17 protein-coding genes and 1 tRNA gene are annotated in these 21,458 nt (G+C 41.6%); 12 read left to right on the top strand and 6 right to left on the bottom strand.

The features are described 5' to 3' along the window. Window positions 1-50 precede the first annotated feature (50 nt). Entirely contained in the window at window positions 51-1,397 is a 1,347-nt protein-coding gene (locus tag CV014_RS18275) for a GTP-binding protein (RefSeq protein WP_236143331.1), read from the bottom strand. Between the two features lie 106 nt (window positions 1,398-1,503). Between CV014_RS18275 and CV014_RS18280 the strand changes: the two genes are divergently transcribed. Further along, a complete protein-coding gene (locus CV014_RS18280) occupies window positions 1,504-2,007 on the top strand; it encodes a GNAT family N-acetyltransferase (protein ID WP_236143332.1) in 504 nt (167 codons plus the stop codon). Between the two features lie 264 nt (window positions 2,008-2,271). Here CV014_RS18280 and CV014_RS18285 read toward each other — a convergent pair whose 3' ends face one another. Further along, the gene (locus tag CV014_RS18285) at window positions 2,272-3,561 is read right to left on the bottom strand and encodes an APC family permease (RefSeq protein ID WP_236143333.1); all 1,290 of its coding nucleotides are present in this window, start codon (window positions 3,559-3,561) and stop codon (window positions 2,272-2,274) included. Window positions 3,562-3,625: 64 nt separating this feature from the next. Between CV014_RS18285 and CV014_RS18290 the strand changes: the two genes are divergently transcribed. Next, the gene (locus tag CV014_RS18290; protein WP_236143334.1) at window positions 3,626-3,754 is read left to right on the top strand and encodes a histidine kinase; all 129 of its coding nucleotides are present in this window, start codon (window positions 3,626-3,628) and stop codon (window positions 3,752-3,754) included. Between the two features lie 19 nt (window positions 3,755-3,773). Here CV014_RS18290 and CV014_RS18295 read toward each other — a convergent pair whose 3' ends face one another. Both CV014_RS18295 and nuoB read right to left on the bottom strand, forming a co-directional pair. Continuing rightward, on the bottom strand, window positions 3,774-5,156 hold the full coding sequence (locus tag CV014_RS18295) for a cytochrome P450 (protein ID WP_236143335.1): 1,383 nt from the start codon (window positions 5,154-5,156) through the stop codon (window positions 3,774-3,776). A 12-nt stretch (window positions 5,157-5,168) separates the two neighbouring features. Beyond that, window positions 5,169-5,864, bottom strand: a complete 696-nt coding sequence (gene nuoB / locus CV014_RS18300; RefSeq protein WP_236143336.1) for an NADH-quinone oxidoreductase subunit NuoB — start codon at window positions 5,862-5,864, stop codon at window positions 5,169-5,171. A 250-nt stretch (window positions 5,865-6,114) separates the two neighbouring features. Between nuoB and CV014_RS18305 the strand changes: the two genes are divergently transcribed. After that, complete coding sequence (locus CV014_RS18305) at window positions 6,115-9,738, top strand: NB-ARC domain-containing protein (protein WP_236143337.1); 3,624 nt, start codon at window positions 6,115-6,117, stop codon at window positions 9,736-9,738. 13 nt (window positions 9,739-9,751) lie between these two features. Here the strand turns inward: CV014_RS18305 and CV014_RS18310 are convergent, their stop codons facing one another. After that, on the bottom strand, window positions 9,752-10,360 hold the full coding sequence (locus tag CV014_RS18310; RefSeq protein WP_236143338.1) for a DUF4360 domain-containing protein: 609 nt from the start codon (window positions 10,358-10,360) through the stop codon (window positions 9,752-9,754). A 443-nt stretch (window positions 10,361-10,803) separates the two neighbouring features. On the opposite strand from CV014_RS18310, the gene CV014_RS18315 reads away from it, so the two are divergent. The 7 genes from CV014_RS18315 to CV014_RS18345 all read left to right on the top strand — a co-directional run bounded on the left by CV014_RS18315 (window position 10,804) and on the right by CV014_RS18345 (window position 16,429). Continuing rightward, on the top strand, window positions 10,804-11,004 hold the full coding sequence (locus CV014_RS18315) for a hypothetical protein (protein WP_103140877.1): 201 nt from the start codon (window positions 10,804-10,806) through the stop codon (window positions 11,002-11,004). Window positions 11,005-11,209: 205 nt separating this feature from the next. Further along, a complete protein-coding gene (locus CV014_RS18320; protein ID WP_236143339.1) occupies window positions 11,210-12,466 on the top strand; it encodes a GNAT family N-acetyltransferase in 1,257 nt (418 codons plus the stop codon). 161 nt (window positions 12,467-12,627) lie between these two features. Next, the gene (gene ruvX / locus CV014_RS18325; protein WP_236143340.1) at window positions 12,628-13,089 is read left to right on the top strand and encodes a Holliday junction resolvase RuvX; all 462 of its coding nucleotides are present in this window, start codon (window positions 12,628-12,630) and stop codon (window positions 13,087-13,089) included. A gap of 140 nt (window positions 13,090-13,229) precedes the next feature. Then, window positions 13,230-13,802, top strand: a complete 573-nt coding sequence (locus CV014_RS18330) for a DUF3727 domain-containing protein (protein ID WP_236143341.1) — start codon at window positions 13,230-13,232, stop codon at window positions 13,800-13,802. Between the two features lie 230 nt (window positions 13,803-14,032). Further along, window positions 14,033-14,572, top strand: a complete 540-nt coding sequence (locus CV014_RS18335) for a YqeG family HAD IIIA-type phosphatase (protein WP_103139856.1) — start codon at window positions 14,033-14,035, stop codon at window positions 14,570-14,572. Window positions 14,573-14,851: 279 nt separating this feature from the next. Further along, window positions 14,852-15,961 carry a glutamate 5-kinase gene (proB, locus tag CV014_RS18340; protein ID WP_236143342.1) on the top strand — a complete coding sequence of 370 codons (1,110 nt, stop codon included), beginning with the start codon at window positions 14,852-14,854 and terminating at the stop codon, window positions 15,959-15,961. A gap of 383 nt (window positions 15,962-16,344) precedes the next feature. Continuing rightward, a tRNA-Ser gene (locus tag CV014_RS18345) sits at window positions 16,345-16,429 on the top strand. 1,748 nt (window positions 16,430-18,177) lie between these two features. Here the strand turns inward: CV014_RS18345 and ruvC are convergent. Continuing rightward, entirely contained in the window at window positions 18,178-18,669 is a 492-nt protein-coding gene (ruvC, locus tag CV014_RS18350; protein ID WP_236143343.1) for a crossover junction endodeoxyribonuclease RuvC, read from the bottom strand. Window positions 18,670-18,827: 158 nt separating this feature from the next. Between ruvC and CV014_RS18355 the strand changes: the two genes are divergently transcribed. Together CV014_RS18355 and tsaE are read left to right on the top strand one after the other, a co-directional pair. After that, entirely contained in the window at window positions 18,828-20,198 is a 1,371-nt protein-coding gene (locus CV014_RS18355; RefSeq protein WP_236143344.1) for a gluconeogenesis factor YvcK family protein, read from the top strand. Between the two features lie 96 nt (window positions 20,199-20,294). Continuing rightward, window positions 20,295-20,750: a tRNA (adenosine(37)-N6)-threonylcarbamoyltransferase complex ATPase subunit type 1 TsaE gene (tsaE, locus tag CV014_RS18360; RefSeq protein WP_236143345.1), complete on the top strand. Its 456-nt coding sequence runs from the start codon at window positions 20,295-20,297 to the stop codon at window positions 20,748-20,750. The last annotated feature ends 708 nt before the right edge of the window (window positions 20,751-21,458 follow it).

A 21,458-nucleotide genomic window follows, 5' to 3' on the forward strand; every position in this document is an offset into this window, starting at 1 on the left:
TGACAAAATATCAATAACTGCAACAATTTACTCAGGATTTTCATTTATTCTCAAGATTTCATATTTAATTCTTGTTGCAGACGATACAGAATTGTATTTTTATCAACTTGAGAAAGAATTTCTTGAATTACAGTGTCAGCACCCAATTGTCCCCAAGTGCAGCCTTTTTCGAGATAAACTTGGGCGGCTTTCCCTACAGAATATGCACCATAACCAGCGATTCCGGCTTGAGCGATCGCACTGCCAGCAAAGGCGGTAATATTAATGGGGTTATCACCACTAGCTAAGGCGGCGGTACTTTTGCCTAATCCTAAGAGAAAACCGCTTCCTAGTTCTCCTAGTAATAAACCGCCAGAACTCAATAAAATGGTTTTGAAAATTTTTCCCGCTTCATAGCTAGTCATGGGTAAGCCGTACAATCTCGCTAAGGCGCGAATTAAGGCTAAGTCAGCCACCGTTCCGCCGAGAATATCTAATACAGCTACAGGATTCAACCCGACGGCTAAGGCTTTATATTTAGTAAATTGCCAGATGATATCTTCCGCCTCTTGTTCGCGGATGTCAAGAGTTTTTTCAGCGATCGCTGCTTCTGCATCCCGTGCTTGAATTAGGGCATTTAAAGCTAACAGCGATCGGCCTTCACGGTTGAGAATATTTAAAATAGTCTGTTTGAGTTCGTCTACCTGTGGCGGTGGTGTTTCCCATTCATAACTCACTGTACCATCAGGCCATTCTACTCGGACTTCCATTGGCGCAGGTTCAGCCGCCACCATGACAATTTCATCAGGTAGTAAAGGCTGGGTGTGGGGACTTGCTGCACCTAATTGTTGTAAATTTTGATATATTGCGGCTCGGTCTGTGTCTGGGTATAAATCGATTTTATTAAACACTAAAATCAGGGGCTTTTGTGCTTGGCGTAATTCTAAAAGTGCTTGATATTCAGTGCGGGTAATATCCCCTGATACCACAAACAAAATTAAATCAGCCTGACGCACTACATCTTTAGCCATTTGGGCGCGTGACTCCCCCTGAATTTCATCTAGTCCTGGTGTATCAATTAATTCTACTATAACTTTGTCCCCTGGTTGCCAACGTACTGAACGCGGCCATTGAGTGACACCATTGAGGGGGCCAGTTTGTAAAATTTTGCTTCCCAGCAAAGCATTTAATACCGCCGATTTACCACGACTCACTAAACCAAAAACAGCTATTCTAATAACATGAGAGTCTAGTTTGTTGAGTGTTGAGGTTAAAGTTTCTAATTCTGGTTTAACTAAAGCTGCTAATTCGGGGTGAAATGAGGAATTTCCTGGTTTCCGAAGATATCCATACCAAGACAGTGCTTGTCTGAGACTAGCACGAGCGCGGTTCAGGTGAGTTTCTTGCAAGTTACGCACAGACTTAGATTGATTTCAGTTTCAGACATAATAGACCATGTCTCTATTCTGCTCTAAAAAATCACCTGTCTGTGTGGTTGGTCAACTTCAGAGGAGAGTACACAGTATGGCAGAAATCTTGACCACACGGCTCAGTTTAGTACCATTTACCTTAAACTTAGTAAAATCTGTAATCAATAGCCGTGCTGAGTTAGAAGAAGTTCTTGGGGTTATAGTTCCAGAAAGTTGGCCTAGTGAAGAATTTGGCGAAATTTTGCCAATGATAGCCGATAATTTGCTGAATAACCCATCTCTGGATAAATGGGGAAGAATTATAATTCACAAGGCAGAAAATATACTCATCGGTGACATTGGTTTTAAAGGTTTACCAGATGATACAGGCACTGTGGAAATGGGCTATGGCATAATTCCATCTCATCAAGGGCAGGGATACGCATCTGAAGCTGCTGAAGGTATGATAGATTGGGCATTTGCTCAATCAGGTGTCCAAAGAATTACTGCTGAATGCTTGAGAGAAAATATTAGATCAGTTCGAGTGCTGGAAAAAATAGGTATGCAGCGTACAGGAACAAAAGAGGACTTAATTATGTGGGAAGTGTGTAAATCATAACTCCTAAGAAACACGGGGGTGTGGGGGTGTAAGGGTTTTTAACACCTACATCCCTATACCCTCACCCAAACCCTTGATTCTTCTTATCACTGCGTCAGTCTTAGGAGGGTTAATTGTGCCAATTAAAAAACTCCATCCAGGGGAGGATGGAGTTTTTCGGGTATGGGGAATGGGGCATGGGGAATGGGGAAGAAGTTACCATTACGCCCCTCAAATATAATAGCGTATGAACAAGATTTTTTGACAACAATCACAAATTTAATTTTACTGATGTAGCGATCGCCTAATTTGATGCCAAACTAACCCTGCTAAAATCAAGCCTAGACCGACTTGCCAGATTTTAGACTCTACCCAAAAAGCCAGGAATAAACAAGATAATAAGCCTACCCAACCTATCCACATTGGATACAAACGTTCGGCAGTAGGAAGTCGTAAAGCGGCAAAGTTGGTGATGGCGTAATAAATCAAAACACTAAAGGCACTAAATGACCATGTGGTTTTGACATTGCCTAATAATACTAAAAGTGCGATCGCTATCCCCACAACTATCACCGCTATATAGGGTGCTGTTTGTTGTTGATTGAGGCGTGCTAAAAATCTGGGTGCATCTCCACGCCTACCCATTGCCAAGAGTACGCGAGATAAGCCCAAAATTAAATTTAACAATACACCCAACATAGCAGCGATCGCACCAACGGCTAACACTATCGCCGCACCCGTACCGCCAACACTCCTAGCTACCACTTCCAACGGTGCAGCTTTGCTTTGCCCTACTGCATTAGCTAAAGTTTCTACACCTACAGCCCCAATTCCCACCGTCGCCACTGTTATGTATAACAACATCGTCAGCAGCAAACAAACAATCATCGCCTTGGGAATGGTTTCCCTGGGAGAACGGGCTTCTTCCCCCATAGTTGCGATACGTCCATAACCTGTATACGCTACAAACATCAAAGCACTGGCGTGCAGGATATCTCCCCAAGAACTACTGAAAAGTGGTGTTAAGTTATTAACTCCTTGAGTTGCAGCACGAGGTAAGCAAATCACAATAAAGACAAACAAAGATAGCAAAGTTGCCGAGACTATGAGGATATTGACAAGATTAGAGCGTTTAATCCCACTCAAAACCACCACAGTCATCATTAACACAGCTAAGACAGCTATAGGAATTGTCCAACTAGAACTCACACCCAAAAGATTGAGTAAGTAACCAGCAAACCCCAAAGCCGCCGTCGCCGCCGAAGCTGTCTTAGCGACTAGAAACATCCAGCCAGCAGTGAAGCCAAAAGCCGGAGTGAGATACTTATAACCATATTCATAACTACCGCCACTAACAGGATGATTAGCTGATAATTGCGCGCTATTAAGTCCGTTACAAGTAGCGACGATAGCCCCAATAGCTACGGCTAAAATCACAGCAGGCCCTGCAATACCCGCCGCAATGCCAATACTCACAAATACACCCGTACCAACAATCGAACCCAGTCCCATGAGTGTCGCACCGAAAACCCCTAACTCTCGTTGAAGTTGGGGTGGTGAATTGGTGACAGACATTTTGCATCTCTCCCTATTTATCTGAAGATATGATTGCAGATTTTATAGGGAATGAGAAATGGGAATGGGGAATGGGGAATTGCGAGACAAGGGAGACAAGGTAGATTTTACTCCGATGCCCAATACCCAATGCCCGATGCCCAATACCCAATGCCCAATGCCCAATGCCCGATGCCCAATGCCCGATGCCTAATGCCCAATGCCCCATTCCTCTATTTTTTCCCCTTTACCATCAAATTCACACCACCATTGGGTGTGAAGACTAAACCACGACGGACGGGTTTTAGGGGGGCTTTATCTAGCAGTTCTAAAGAGTAGTTGGAGAGAATATTTGCTAACACTAACTTCATCTCAAATAGAGCAAAAGCCATGCCTAAACAGCGACGATTGCCACCGCCAAAGGGCATAAATTCATAGGGTGAAAATTGCCGTTCTAAAAATCTTTCGGGTTTGAATTTTTCTGGCTCAGGATAAACGTCTGGGCGATGATGTGTTAAATAAATGCAGGGGGAAATGCTCATACCTTTGGGTAAATCATAACCCATAAATTTCATTGGGGTTTTGAGAATTCGGGAGAAAGTAAAGAAAGCTACCGGATAAATTCTCAGGGTCTCTGAGCAAACAGCATTTAAATAGGGTAATTGAGCAATAACTGTGGGGTCTGCATTGGCTACATCAATTGTGTTGAGTTCTTGCAGTAATTTTTCTCGCACCTCCGGCACATAATGAATCCAATATAATGCCCATGATAGAGAGATCGCAGTTGTTTCATGACCAGCAAATAGCATAGTCATTAATTCATCTCGCAGCTCAATATCGGTCATGGGTTCACCGTTTTCATCCCGTGCCGATAGTAATAAACTCAAAATATCATTCCCTTGAGTCCCAACTTGAGTGCGACGCTCATGAATTTCCTGATAAATTAATTTATCTAGTAATTGGCGACGGCGGATAAATTTTCCCCAAGGACTCCATGCACCTAAATCTTTTTGCAATACTTTAAAAAATAAGAAAACGGCACTCAAAGGATAGTTAAAAGTATCCAAGAATTCCACTAAAACTTGCTTGATTTGTTGATAACGTTCACCTTCTTGTAGCCCAAACACTGTCCTTAAAATTACTTGCAGCGAAATATCCTGCATACTCCGACGGGCGACAAATGGCTGATTAATTGACCATTTACTAGTAACTTTTTCAGTAATATCACAGATAACTTGAGCATAATTCCGCATCCGTTCACCGTGGAAAGGTGGCATTAATAATTTACGTTGTTTTAAGTGGCGATCGCCATCTAATAAAACTAACGAGTTCGCCCCTATCAACGGTTGCATGATATAGTTACCTGCACCGGAATCAAATAAACTCGCATCAGCCGTGAACAGTTCTTGAATAGCTTGGGGATTACTAATAACTAACAGCCTGGGAAAACCACTAAATTCTGAGATAAACATATCCCCATATTTTTGTCGTCGTTTTTCGAGGTAATACATGGGGTTATTGATCACATTTAAAGTTTGCAGCCATTTAGGTAGCAGGGTTTTAACTAGAAATTGAGAGGGGATTTGATTAGTAGGTTTTTCTAAAGTTGTTGTCATTAGTAATGCTCCTTATTTATGGAGTAATTGCAATTGATTTTCTGATGGTGTTTTTAATGATAAATCGGAAGTAACAGCCAATTCTGGCGGTGGGACTTCGCGCTGAGAATTTCTGAGATATTGTCCATCTAAAACTGGCTCAACTACCTTCATTTTGTGAGTGATACTGTAATAACGATGAGTTTGTTGTGTTTGCTGTCTTTCTTGGATACTATCATTAGAAATTTTCTTCCGCAGTTTAATAATCCCATCAATTACAGCTTCCGGCCGGGGAGGACAACCAGGTATATACACATCCACAGGAATCAGCTTATCTACACCCCGCACCGCCGAAGGAGAATCAACACTAAACATTCCTCCGGTGATGGTACAAGCACCCATGGCAATAACATACTTGGGTTCGGGCATTTGTTCATAGAGTCGCACCAAATTGGGTGCATACTTCATAGTAATTGTACCTGCGGTAATCAATAAGTCAGCTTGTCTGGGAGTCGCACGGGGAATCATTCCAAATCGTTCTAAGTCAAAGCGCGAAGCATAGGCTGACATGAATTCCATGAAACAGCAAGCTGTACCAAACATCATGGGGTATAGACTAGACATTCTCGCCCAGTTATACAAGTCATCTATTGTGGTGAGAATAAAGTTTTCGGAGAGGTTTTGTGTTACTTGGGGGGGTTGTACGGGGTTAAGGGTTTTGTTCATCATAGATTCTGATGTTGTGGATAGGTTAGTGATTAGCTCACGCAGAGGCGCAAAGGCGCAGAGAGAGGGTGAGAGGTTATGGTTGTGTAGTAAAGCTTTTTGTAATTGCAGATATCCTGATAGTTTCGGTTAATTGGGAAAACTGCACCAGTAAATTTATAGGTTTTAAGGTGCTAACTTAAGAAAAACTCCTCGCTATCTTGGCTTAAAACCAGTAAAATTAATCTCAATTTAGCGTTAGTCTTGTAGTCCGATGGAATTGCACAAGCAAAAACGCAGGCGCGGTATAGTCCTGAGTCTCTCTGGATATCACAAACTTCAGGAGGCTAGACATCAAGCGGAAATTTTAGAAAACGATGGGGACAAATTTACCATCGAAGTATTGAGCTATCGTACTCAATTAGCTCCTTTTACAGTCTCCAAGGTTTTAGCACGAGCAGAGGGTGTTGATAAACAAACTCTAGAATACTTTTTTCGGGCTTTTGGGTTAGATTTAACACCCCAAGATTATGTCCGTGTCGGGGAGGAAGAGACGAAGGGACAGGGTAGAGATGTGAAACTACTCAGCACTCAGCACTCCACACTCCATACAGACTGGGGTGAGGCGGTTGATGTTTCTATCTTCTTCGGACGTATAGAGGAAGTTAGTAAATTAACTAATTGGATTATCAACGATCGCTGTCGGTTGGTAGCATTATTAGGCATGGGGGGAATTGGTAAGTCTTCTTTGGCTGTGAAGTTAGCGCAGCAAATTCAAGGGGAGTTTGAGTTTGTGGTGTGGCGTAGTCTCCGCAATAGTCCCCCATTAAGTGAAGTGCTGGGAAGTTTACTGCAATTTTTCGCCTGTGGACAACCTGTGCATTTATCAGAAAATCTGGGGAATTTAATTTCTCAGTTTATGGGACATTTGCGATCGCACCGTTGTTTAATCATCCTAGATAATGTGGAATCTATCTTAGCTAGTGGCGACCATTCTGGACGTTATCAAATAGGTTACACAGATTATAGCGATTTATTCCACCAAATCGGTGAAATATCCCATCAAAGTTGTGTTATCCTCACCAGTCGCGAGAAAACGCCAGAAATCGCCGTATTAGAAGGGGAGAATTTGCCGGTGCGGTCGATGCAACTGCCGGGATTGAGTGCGATCGCTGCTTTAGAATTAATTAAGACGAAAAGTTTATTTTGTGGCGCGGATAGTGATTGGCAAAGGTTCATTCAACATTATGCTGGTAATCCGTTAGCTTTAAAAATTGTCGCGACTACTATTCAAGATTTATTTGCTGGAAATATCGCTGAATTCTTCGCCCAAGGTTCTACAGTTTTTGGCAGCATTTACGATTTACTAGGACAGCAATTTCATCGCCTTTCATCTTTAGAAATTGACCTAATTTTCTGGTTAGCAATTAATCGTGAAGCGGTCACATTAACAGATTTACGCGCTGATTTAGTTTTACCTATTTCATCAATACGACTTTTAGAAGCCTTAGAATCATTAAGTCGGCGCAATCTCATTGAAAAAAAATCCCTTCCCGATACACCAGTGCATTTCACACTACAACCGGTAGTTATGGAATATGTCACTGAGCAATTTATTCAACAAGTATGTCAAGAAATTCTCTCCCCTCCAGACAATCATATTTCCCCTACACCCCCACACCCCTACACCCTTACACCCCTATTTCTTAATAGCCACGCTTTAATTAAAGCCACTGCTAAAGATTACATCCGCATTGCCCAAACAAAGCTGATTTTACAGCCAATTCTTGACTATTTACTCCAAAATCTCCGCACTAAATCAGCTATAGAAACTCACCTCACACAGATTTTACAAACAATCAAAAATTCTACAGCTCCGCTAGAACCAGGATATATCGGTGGTAATCTCCTCAATCTTTTTTGCCAGTTAAAAACTGATTTAACTGGTTATGATTTTTCTGGTTTAACCATTTGGCAAGCCTACCTTCAAGATACACCCTTAAAACGAGTCAACTTTGCTCACTCTGATTTATCTAAATCCGTCTTTGCGAAAACTTTTTCTAATGTTATCACTACAGCTTTTAGTCCTGATGGTCAAACCGTCGCCACAGGCCATTTCAACGGTTATTTGATTCTCTGGGATGTCGCTAGTGGTCAGCAATTACTGGAATGTCAAGCACATATAGGTTTGATTTGGTGTGCGACTTTTAGTCCCGATGGCAGTACCTTAGCTACTGGGGGACAAGATGAAACGATTAAACTGTGGGATGTCAAAACAGGTCAGTGTAGTCACACCTTTCCTGGTCATCACGGTGGGGTAGTCAGTGTGGTTTTTAGTCCCGATGGTCAGACTTTATTTAGTGGCAGCACAGACTCTTACATTAGAGTATGGGATACTAATTTGGGGCAATGTACCCAAATTCTCCAGGGACATGGCGGTCGTGTCTGGTCAGTGAATTTAAATGCTCAAGGTAATCTCCTCGCTAGCGGTAGTGAAGATAACACCACTAAACTGTGGAATATTACTATAGGTGCTTGCTTACATACCTTCACAGGTCATACAGATTGGATAAAATCAGTCGCCTGGAGTCCATCAGGAATATTAGCTAGTAGTAGTTTAGATACCCAAATTAAACTGTGGGATGTCAATCAAGGTGTGTGTTTGGGTGTGTTAGCAGGACATTCCAATGGCATACTAGCGATCGCCTTCATTAACGATCAAATCCTCGCTAGTTGTAGTATAGATTGTACAATTCGCCTCTGGGATATTACTAACTTCCAATGCCTAAAAACCTTGCAAGGACACACCAATTCCATCAATGCAATCGCTGTTCATCCCCAAGGTCATCTCCTCGCAAGCGGTGCAGATGACTTTTCTTTTAGATTGTGGGATATCAATACTGGCGAGTGTTTGCGAACCTTTAAAGGCAGAAATAACTGGGTAAAATCCGTAGCTTGGAGTCCGACAGAAGCAATCATCGCCACTGGCAATGAAGACCGGATTGTGAGACTTTGGCGTTTAAATGGTGAATGTCGTACTTTATACGGTCACACAGATTTAATTTTTGCTGTAGATTTTACCCCCGATGGTCGCACCCTAGCTAGTGCTAGTGCTGACACCACAATTAGACTCTGGGATGTAGCCACAGGTCAATGTACCCACATCCTCAGCGCACATATGGGCATGGTGACAGGAGTCGTCTATAGTCCCGATGGAAAGTTTTTAGCTAGCACCAGCTATGACAATCTTAGTAGACTCTGGGACGCAGCCACAGGGAAACTGCTAGCAACTTTCCCCGTACATTTAGGAATGTCAGTAGCATTTAGTCCTGATAGCACCAAATTGGCTTTTGGTAACTTTGATAACAGCGTCAATATTTGGGACATCACCACTAAACAGTGTTACCGCACAATTACCGGACACAATAACTGGGTGTGGTGGGTAGCCTTTAGTCCTGATGGTCGGACTTTTGCCACTGGTAGTGCTGTGGAAAGAAGCATTAAACTCTGGGATATCCCAACAGGGGAATGTCTCCACACACTACAAGGACATCAAGATATGCTGTGGGCGATCGCCTTTAGCCCTGATGGTAAAATATTGGCTAGTACCAGCAGTGACAACACTATCAAACTCTGGGACGTAGCTAGTGGTAACTCTCTTACCACCCTCAAAGAACATGAAACTTGGGTAATGTGCGCCACCTTCAACTCAGAAGGTAATATGCTGGCGGTTGGCGACGGCTACGCAGCGATGACAATTTGGGATATAAACACAGAACAGCGTATCAATACATTTAAAGCCGAGCAGATTTACGAACAGATGAATATATATGCAGTTACAGGTTTAACCGCACCGCAAAGATCAGCCTTGCTGACTTTAGGTGCTAGTAGTTGCTGAACTACTTCAACCCTTAACGACACTCGCGATATTTAATGTGATAAACCACACCACGGTGTGCAAGGTCAAAAGAGTCAACAGTGGCTATTCCTTGACCACTGGCTGTCATCGCCGCATTCACCCGCATATTTACACTGTCGCCACAACGTGACCAAACATCAGCTACAGTTGCTAATTGATGTCGCACATTATAGTTGTTTTCGCCTCTGAATTTTTGATAAAAGACAGGCCCACGTTGCCCAGCAAAAAAGTATTCTGCTCTCAATTCCCCAGTTGTACTGGGAGCAACATAACCCCGAAAGTCAGCATCATAGAAAGAAATCTGGAACCCTTGGGGAACTTTAATCGGAATGCTCAGATTACAGCTTTTGCGTCTTTGTGAACGCTGACTCCCATCAGCTGCAAATTCGTCAAATAAAATAGTTAGCTCTTGTCCATCAGGACTCACACTCACACTAGCAGTTCCCCCAGGACAACCATTCCCACCGTAATTTGCGCCTAGAATCTGCACACTTGGATTATTCGCCAAAGCAGGGCCAACGGAAGCAGTCATCAGCGCAGCCGCAGCCATGAAAGATTGAGCAAACTTAACAGAAGTTTGCTTGAAGTTTTGACTCTTCATAACTCACCTTATATGGGTATATTTAACAATGTTGTTGGAAAATTTTGAACTCAGCCGAGTACGTCAATTTTCGTAGTTCCCATGACAGCCAGGAGTGTAAATTTGTTTCCCAATTAAACAAACTTCGTTTTTTTAGAAGAAACTTTACTAAATCCAGGTAGTTTCACACAGTCAGTCTCAGGTATTGCAACCAGTTAAAAATTACTCACAATCCTTGCCCCACCTAGATTTTCAGCAAGGCCTCAAATATAAATCCATCTTTACCAGGACTTCAGTAAGAATACCCCATAACCCATGCCCCATGCGCCATACCCCATGCCCCATGCCCACCGTAAAAATAACCATTAAACTTCATTGCAAATTAAGAAGCTCAGTAAAACAACATGATAAGTTTCTTATGATGTGAAAGAACAGCACGCTAAGATAAGGAGAACACAGTGGCAATAGAGTCAAATTTATCCCAAGGCGCGTCTTTAACAAAAGAAGATATCAGTGAATACGTTGCCCATCTACAGTTGCACATGACTCTGCAAGCTCGCAATCTACTTCCAACCCTCAAACCAACACAAGAAGACAGTCGAGAACAATTGCTACATCAAACCCAAGCCACCTTTGAAAAGCTGGTTTCTCGTCAGGGTTTGTAGTTTAGAAAAAATATAATTAACAAAAAAAGCAAATAAAATGAAAGCAGATTAAGTTGAGTGCAACTCAAAAGTTAACTCAACCAGTCTGCTTGTTTATTTTTTGATTATTTAGTGACCGAAATCACTCCTTGGGAGCAACAGCAAAGCACGGAAAGCCGTTAAGATAATTGCAGCAGTTCCCCTCTTCCCAGTTAGTTAAGGCTACATGGCAGCCCACATTACAATGAACTCCTTACTTCCCCAAAATCTCAGCGTTGTCATCCGGCCAGTCCAATACAGGGATCTGGACGGAATTGAGCGTTTATCTCAAGAATCTTTCGCCGCCTTGTCTCCTGAAGGAGCTAACCTTGTTAACCAGCAAATGCAATCGCTGCATCGCTGGTATGGCTTACTGAGGTTTTTAAGTTGGTTCCCTAACCCCCTACAACATCGTTTCTGCGCCTATGTAGCCGAGCAGGGGCGAATGCTTTTAGGGATGGTTCAAGTGTCGCCTTTCAATCGCACACGCACCACTTGGCGCGTTGATCGGGTGATGTTAGATAGGAGTGCGGATAAACAAGTAATTGGTTCCCAACTTCTGCGCCACTGTTTTGAGTCGATTTTAGAAGCGCGGACTTGGTTATTAGAAGTTAACATCAATGATGTAGACGCATTGGCACTTTATCGTCAAAATGGGTTTCAGCGTCTTGCTGAAATGACTTACTGGGAAATCGAGCCGGAACTGCTGACTGAATTAGCGCAAGCTGAACCAGACTTGCCTAATCTTTTACCTGTGAGTAATGCTGATGCTCAGTTACTCTACCAACTAGATACAGCCTCAATGCCCCCTCTAGTGCGCCAAGTATTCGATCGCAACAACCGCGACTTTAAAACCAGTTTATTCGGCGCGCTAGCTGATGCTGTCAAGCAATGGGTAACAAAAACCGAAGTAGTCAGTGGCTACGTCTTTGAACCCCAACGCAAAGCTGCCATCGGTTATTTTCAAGTACAACTTGAGCGCAAAGGCGATACACCCCACGTTGCCACCCTCACCGTCCACCCTGCTTATACTTGGCTATATCCAGAGTTATTAGCCCAGTTAGCTCGTATTGCCCAAGATTTTCCCCAGCAAGGATTAAAACTGGCTTCCTCTGACTACCAGCCAGAAAGGGAAGAATACTTAGAACGGATTGGCGCAAAACGCATAGAACACACCCTCATCATGTCCCGTTCCGTATGGCACAAACTACGGGAGTCCAAATTTGTCTCTTTAGAAGGGATTCAATGGACTGATGTATTACAAGGCTTACAACCAGCCCGTAAACCCATACCAGGTGGAATGTCCTGGGCAGAAGTCAGACAAAAGCAAACCCCAGAAATCCCCGTCAAACACCAGTCAGAATCAGTCACATTTAATAGTAAAAATTGTCACATCGACTCAGTTTGTCATCAAGAGTTGACAGAAGAACAGCAGGAGAATTAAAAATTGCTGACTTTTGAGCAGAAGCCAAGGAAGCAGGGGGCAGGGGAGCAGGCTTGCCCTGAGCGCAGTCGAAGGGGAGCAGGGGAGCAGGGGGAAAAAGATACAATGCCCAATGCCCCATTCCCAATGCCCCATTTCCAATAACTATTGACTATTGACTAATGACCACAAAACATATATCAGCACTGGGATTAGATGTAGGGCGTAAACGCATTGGGATTGCAGGGTGCGATCGCACAGGGTTAATCGCTACAGGACTTACTACCCTGGAGCGGACATCTTTTGAACAAGATGTGTCACAAATCCGTAATTTAGTCGATGAGCGTCAAGTGCAGATACTAGTTGTGGGTTTACCCTATTCAATGGATGGTTCTTTGGGATTTCAGGCGCGTCAGGTACAAAAATTCGCCAATAGGCTCTCTAAAGCTCTCCAACTGCCTTTAGAGTACGTTGATGAACGATTAACTTCCTTTCAAGCCGAACAACTCATGATTGCTGAGAATTGCTCGCCCTCACGCCACAAAAGTTTAATTGACCGCAAAGCCGCAGCAATTATTTTACAACAGTGGCTAGATAGTAAACGAGCTATAATTAACAGTTCCGAGATAGCCGTAGAGTATTGATACCTTTGAACATGATATTCTGAAATCTGTTACGCAGCAGTGGTATTAAAGTCTAAAGCTATTTGCTTGACATTACCCGTCATAAAACAGCAAAGTGATTTTTCCAACTGTTGGTACTTATAAAGTTTTATTTCTTAGCTATGTTTTCTTCTCCATTTCCTGAAAATAACGATCAAGCTCCCACAAGTTCCATCACTTTGACTGATGATAAGGGGCGAACCCTTGAATGTTACGTAGAACGTTCACTTTCAGCAGATGGACAAGAATATGTTTTGTTGCTTCCTATCGACTCATCCATTGAAATTTTTGCCTGGGAAGGTGAAGGTGACAACGAGGAAGCAGTTTTAGTAGAAGATGATGACATTATTGACGAAATCTTCAGCACTGCTCAAGCTGTCTTAGCAGAACAGAACCTAGTATTAAAAAATACTGCTTACGCCTTGACTGTTGCTGGTGATTTACCTCCTGTAGAAGAATCAGACCTGTTTACTTTAGAAATTGAAGATGAAGAAGCAGATTTAGAACCTGAGCAGTTGCAGTTAATCACCACTTTCTACCATCATGAGCAGGAGTATGCCATCTATACACCGCTTGATCCACTGTTGTTTTTCGCTAGACTATCCAAAACAGGCGAACCCATACTGCTTTCCCCAGAAGAGTTTCGGGAAGTGCAACCACTGTTAGAAGACCAACTGTTTAATGAAGTGGAATAACAGGCAAAATTTTTAATTAAAAATCAAAATCTGGCATTTTTTATCTAAAATTCTGGAATTTTTAATTAATCATCAAAATTTTAGTCCCAGAGTCAAGCATCTATCATGGCTCAGGGCTATTTGTTATGTAAATAAGTTTAAGTTACGCTGGAAATCGGATTAGAAAACAGAAAAACACACTGTTGACTAATGATTAATGACTAATGATTAATGACTAATGACTAATAACTATGACCTGGAACAAGTTCTTACAGCCTGATTTAGCTTTGGGTGATTCGATATTGAGTCTTACCCCTGAGATTATTCAACATTATGAGCTAAAAGGGCTAGTGTTGGATGTGGATGAAACTTTAGTTCCGATTACAGTGGGAGCAGCTTCCCCAGAATTGAAAGCTTGGGTAGAGCAAGTACGCACCCATACAGCATTGTGGCTAGTCAGCAATAACTTAAGCGAAGCCCGAATTGGTAGCATTGCGCGTTCTTTGAATTTGCCATACTACCTGGGAGCCGCCAAACCTTCCCGCAAAAAAATTCGTGCTGCACTCCAGGCGATGGATTTACCGGTACATCAGGTAGGAATGGTAGGCGATCGCTTGTTTACTGACGTGCTAGCTGGAAATCGTCTAGGTATGTTTACAATTTTGGTAGAACCCATCCTCCACCCTGATGCTGTCTTGCGTTCCCATCCCATTCGCAACTTTGAAGTTTGGCTTTCGGAAATCTTGGGAGCATCAATTATTACTCATGATACAAAAATTCACAAAGATTGATAAATGGTTAAAAGACTAAATCTAAAAAAATAATTAAAAAAAACGAGGAATGAACAAAAATCGCAGATTATAAGTATTAATAACATCAGAGTCAGCAAAAAAAGAGACTCTAGCCCATAACAAATCTATATAAACTCATAAAGCGTCAGCCTCAATATATAGAGGGACTGACGCTTTGTAGTCTAATAAAATAATTCACTTATGCTCCCAAACTTGATCCCCGTTGACTGTTAACTAATAACTGTTGACTAATGACTAATGACTAATGACTAATGACTAATGACCAAAACCATCGTCGTCAAAATCGGTACATCTAGCCTCACTCAACCGCAGACCGGACAACTAGCACTTTCTACGATCGCTACATTAGCGGAAACCTTGACGCATTTGCGACAGCAGGGTCATCGAGTCATTTTAGTATCTTCCGGCGCGGTGGGAGTGGGTTGTGTGCGTTTGGGTTTAACGGAAAGACCCAAAGCGATCGCGCTCAAGCAGGCTGTAGCGGCTGTTGGTCAGGGGCGATTAATGCGCGTATATGATGATTTATTTACTACTTTGCAACAGCCAATTGCTCAAGTATTGCTCACACGCAGCGATTTAGTCCAGCGTAGCCGTTACCTCAATGTCTCCAATACTTTTGGTGAACTGCTGGAATTGGGTGTCATTCCAGTCGTGAATGAGAATGACACAGTCGCCGTTGATGAATTGAAATTCGGTGACAATGATACCCTATCAGCTTTGGTTGCCAGTTTGGTAGAAGCCGATTGGCTATTTTTGCTCACCGATGTGGATAAGTTATATTCTGCTGATCCCCGTTCTGTACCTGATGCTCAACCAATTTCTTTGGTAACTAGCATGAAAGAATTGACAGAATTACAAGTGCAAACAGGCTCTCAAGGGTCACAATGGGGTACTGGTGGAATGGTGACGAAAATCTCAGCCGCGAGAATTGCGATCGCCGCAGGAGTGCGTACCGTGATTACCCAGGGAAGATTTCCCCGCAATATCGCCAAAATTTTACAAGGGGAAGCCATCGGTACACACTTTCTCCCTCAACCAGAACCCACCTCAGCCCGAAAACGTTGGATTGCCTATGGTCTAGTGCCGGCAGGGAAATTATATTTAGATACTGGTGCGATCGCTGCTATTGTAGAAGCTGGAAAATCCTTATTACCCGCCGGTATTAAAGCCGTTGAAGGGGAATTTGACAGCCAAGACGCTGTACAATTATGCGACGGCAACGGCCAAGAGATTGCTAGGGGATTAGTAAATTACAACAGCATCGATCTAGAAAAGATTCGTGGTTGTCACTCCAGGGATATTCCCAGGATTTTGGGTCATGTTGGCGCAGAAACCGTAATTCATCGAGATAACTTAGTTCTCACCTAAAAAGAAAAACCCCGAAGATTTCGGGGTCAAGGATAGTTGAACCGCATGATTTTCCACTGATGAGGCTTTACAACTTTATTAAGCCATATAAATATTCGCTTTGAAAAAAGGTAGGAAGCCCTACCCTTGTAAAAAGCTTATCTTTTAGCCTGCATTAAATATCACACAAGGATTTGACAGAGATATTACAATTCAGTGAAATTTATATGTAAATATTCCTGTGAGCGTTTACTGAGTTGTTTTGATCAAACGGGACAGGCGATCGCTACAAGTTGATAGATGCTATCATGGCGTAAGGAAACTTATTCTCAGTAGTTTCTTAAATTTACATAGTTTGAGTTACTTCAAGACTGAAAAAAACTCAAACTCGTGAGTTTATATTTGGAGAGGTGTCCGAGTGGTTGATGGTGACGCACTCGAAATGCGTTTTGGGGAAACTCAACGGGGGTTCGAATCCCCCCCTCTCCGTTTAGTACAATCAACTCGATGAAAAAGTCAGGAGACAGGGTATAAAAGCTACTTACAAGGGGTGTTAGCGGCGTAACGTCACTCACAGAGGAAGCAAACTACACGTCAGTGTCTCTACGAGAAGTTTGGTTTGTACCCCCTAGTCCCCTCTTCTCCCTATCCCTTCTAATCAAATGATGGGAAATTTAAACACATCCCTCAGAGAGATGACTGAAAACAAGAGTAGCTCTAAATTGATTCTGGTGTGTCGAATAACTGCTTTCTATGGAGGTTTAGCACTGGCTAAACCTTTTTTATTGATAGTTGATTTTTGCTTGATGATGATTGATTTATAGCAATGATTTAATCATTTTTATTAATTACTATTTTATGTCTTTTACACATCTGTATTTTTGATACATCTGAAGTTATATTTCCACATCCATAGATAGATGAACTAAAGAAAGACTACCAATATATTAAGCAGTATATGGTAAACTCTTGGTATTCATGGGCTTGGCTATTCTCCGAGCCTATTTTGTTAAAAACTAGAATTAATAAATTTATTGTTAATCAACAAATAAATAGGAATCTAATTTGACTTTTATTAATGCAGCGTGTTCTCTTTATCAATATTTGCTGAAGAGAAAACAAGGAAACGGGAGATAAAAAACCTTGCCTAAATTGTTTTAAATTATAAATGCGTGCATCTCTAGAGAGATTAAATCTTTCTAGGGGTGGGGGAAATAAAATTTTGTGATCGCTATAATCTAATCTGTTAATGCCTGAAAAACGTGTGTGTACCCTGGAAAGCCATCCAGGGTATTATTTTTCGTGCTTTAGTCGCTAAAAATATCTCCAAAACGGTATTTAGCAAAATTAATTGAATACTAATATTGGATTGCATTTGAAGATGGCATACCAGATTTTTTAAATTTTGTACACATCTTATTGAGAGATGAATTATTATTCAAACAGGTATAAATTAAGGATATATGGTAAACACCTGGTATACCTAGAGGCTGAGAAAATACTCAAGCCTCTTTTTACTTTTTTGTATTATTTATAGGAATCCGCTTTGATTCCTGAAATCATTTGCGTAGGAAGGGAAGAGGGAACAGAGAGAAGTCTGAGCGTAGGAAACCTCCGCTCAGAACTTCGGAGGAACAGGAAACAAGTAAGAAGGAACAAAAATGTACGGAGTTTTTTTCAGAAATCAAATATGAGTCCTATATCATGTCCCTTTACTCGATAATTATGTCTGATAAATTAATACTCAGTTGCACAAGAAGAGTAAAACAATAAAACGAAATTCATAGATATACACATACTCCAGGAAGATGATATGTAAAAAGTTTTAGCTTAAATTGTGTTATTACGTTGTTAAGCACAGCAATTATCAAGGTTTGGTTTATAACCAAACCTTTTCTATTATCAAATAAGTTATTACATATCAGATGTTAGATAATTTGTATACAATCTAGAGGCAGATGACCTAGAGAATGAGTGAGTTTACATTAGTTTTGGTGTAGTAAATGCTTGGTATATAATTAGGCTTGGAATCACCAAGCCTTTTTTATATGTAATTAAAATAATTTGATAGAGTAATTCAATTTTTTTCATTTTTTCTAGCAGCCGAAATTTGCCAAGAAGCTTTTTAAATATTGATATCTTTTTTAAAAAGAAAATATGCTACATATGGGAGCATCCCCATGATTACAGGAAACTGCACAGAGTTTAGTGCAGAAATCAAGTGTTAGTGCATCAACTTACAACTGAAAACACGCGGTCAAAGCCACAGCCAAACCATCCGCAGCATCATCTGGCTGGGGTATATCTTCTAAATCTAACTCCCGTGCAACTGCTTCTTGCACCTCTAATTTATCAGCATTGCCATAGCCAGTTAAAGCCTGTTTGATTTGAGCAGGGGTATATTCTACATAAGGTAGATTGTGTTGTGCCAAGGTGAGCATGACTACGCCTCTAGCTTGTGCTACTAGGATGGTGCTTGACATACGATAAAAGAACAGTTTTTCAATGGCCACCAAATCAGGCTGCACATGATCAATGAGAGTATGTAAGTCATCGTACAAGGTACACAGACGTTGTCCCATATCTGTGTCTTTTGAAGTTCTGATGACTCCGAAATCCATGACATTGACTGTTGTATCTTGTATGAGGTTTGGGTTTTTTGTACAGCTAATAGCCCCAAATCCCAGAATAGCCAGTCCTGGATCTAACCCTAAAATTCGTTTTTCCATGTAAGTTTTTGTAATCAAGTCTATTTATTTGGCAATATTCACTATCTGCCCTTAGTTTAAATACAGCAGAAAAATTTTCTAATTTCACACTTGGTGTTAAAACCAGTTAGTGTACATTTTCTGTTAATTATTGTTTGTACCACTGTTCCGAATCAGGTATGTCAATCGGTTTTTTCAGACAAGCCCTCCACTCGCTGCAACAAAAATCACGCAGCCGAACTTCTCATCGGGTGAACCAGTGGTTCAAATGGTTATCCCCAGGACTTTCGGTTAAACGTTGGTTGCTGATTAGTGTTGGAGGTGTACTGCTGGCGATTTTGGGGTTAGCAATTTGGATTAAGCTGACCCCTATTTTTTTGATGTTGGAATTACTTAAGGTATTTTTAAGTGCGATCGCCAATATCTTACCTAACTATATCAGCGGCCCGTTAGTTATACTTTGCGGTTTATTGTTGGTGCTGTGGGGACAAACTCGCACCGTGGGTTCGATTACTCAGGTACTCAGACCAGATGCAGAAGAGGAATTAATTGATGTTCTGTTAGCTCATCGTCGCCTGTATCGTGGCCCCAAAATCGTAGTCATTGGTGGGGGAACAGGACTATCAACCCTACTCAGAGGATTAAAAACCTATAGTGCCAATATTACTGCTATTGTCACAGTGGCCGATGATGGTGGTTCTTCTGGGAGGCTGCGTCAAGAATTTGGGGTGCTACCACCAGGAGATATTCGTAACTGTCTAGCCGCCTTAGCAGACGAAGAAAAATTACTGACAGAATTATTTCAATATCGTTTTCGGGCTGGAGATGGATTGACTGGTCATAGCTTTGGTAATTTGTTTCTCACAGCTATGAGTGATATTACAGGAGACTTAGAAAGGGCTGTTGCGGCTAGTTCCAAAGTCTTGGCGGTGCGAGGACAAGTTTTACCAGCGACTTTAAGCGATGTCCGTCTATGGGCTGAATTAGCTGATGGTCGTCGTATTGAGGGCGAATCGAATATTCCCAAAGCTGGGGGTAAAGTTGTCAAAATAGGTTGTATTCCTGAGAGTCCTCCGGCTTTACCAGCTGCAATTAAAGCTATCAAGGAAGCTGATTACATTATTATCGGCCCAGGCAGTCTTTACACTAGCATTATTCCTAACTTATTAGTCACAGAAATTGCTGAGGCGATCGCCGAGTCCGAAGCCCCGCGTATATATGTCTGCAACATCATGACCCAACCTGGGGAAACTCAAGGATATAGTGTTGCAGATCACATCCGGGCGATTGATGCAATTTCCGGTGGAAAACAACTATTTGACGCGGTATTAGTACATAAAAAATCACCCTCAGCCCAATCACTCATCCGTTATGCTCAACAAAATTCCCATCCGGTATTTTTAGACAGAGAAGCTGTATCCAAATTAGGTAGAAGAATTGTCTTAGCCAACGTGATGTATGAAGATGAAATTGGCTTTGTGCGTCACAATCCCCAAAAACTAGCAAAAGTTTTATTAAAGTGGTACAGTGGCGCGCATCATGGAAAATGAGGTGATAGTCAACAGTCAATAGTCCAAAGTCATCACTATCGGAGCATCTGTTGACTGTTGACTTATGACTATTGACCACTGACTAATGACCAACTTATGAAACTTCTTCTTCCTGATGCGGCAGCAACATTAAATCTAGGTATAATCTTGGGGGAAAAATTAGCTGCTGGTAGTGTCATTTTACTAGAAGGTGATTTAGGTGCAGGTAAAACTACGTTAGTCCAAGGTCTTGGCCGGGGTTTAGGTATTACTGAGTCGATTGTCAGCCCCACTTTTACCTTGATTAATGAATATACGCAAGGACGTTTACCGCTTTACCATCTTGATTTGTATCGTCTAGAACCACAAGAGGTTTCAGCATTAAACCTGGAAATTTACTGGGAAGGTGATGAAGTGACTCCCGGTATTGTAGCGATTGAGTGGTCAGAACGAATGCCTTACAAACCAATGAGCTACCTGCAAATACATTTAACCTATGGAGAACAAGGCGATCGCCAGGCTGAAATTACACCCTTTAACTGCACTATCGACGATATAATTACTACTTTATGAAAAGCTTTTGTGAAATCTTGGTAAAAAAGCTGTCAATACTTCAGTAATATCAAAATGATTCATCAAATACCGTGCATGATGGTAAATAATTCACCTGTCAATACATGGATATGTTTCTTGATTTACCAGCACTAACAGCATAATTACCAATTAACCTTCATTCCATAAAATACAAGCATTGAGCGATATTCGAGGTTTAATTGCCCACTCGTGCTATCTACCGCTACCACGTTCATCGAAAAAATTCACTAACATACATTGTCTTCTTTATTCAAAATTGGTGAAATATTGTGCAATTGCGGATTTGCTGTGTTTACCATCTAATAGTTTGCGTGCCGTGTCTAGATAAATTGAGTATATTCACGGTTACTTGATTACCAGATGGACAAAAATTTAACTCATGTCCTGCATAAATGCTTTTTTTGGCTTTACATAGCAAGCAATGAGATGTTTTTAATACCTGCTTTATTAAAGGAATTAAATTATAGTGAAACCTGACATAAACCTGTCCTTGAGTGAAGAATCTTGCTGATTAGGTTTTGAGAAGACTGCTGTTAGCCAGTAATACTGGTAAATTTTTTGCGCCTTCAACACTACGGTTTTTGCTGTTGAACTATTTCTTAAAATTCTCTGTCAACTGATTGTTGAGCGCAATTCGACTAACATTATTAATTGTTGATTGTCGGCTTCTGCTCAGTCCTGCTAGGC

Source organism: Nostoc sp. CMAA1605 (assembly GCF_021596505.1).
Lineage (GTDB): Bacteria > Cyanobacteriota > Cyanobacteriia > Cyanobacteriales > Nostocaceae > Trichormus.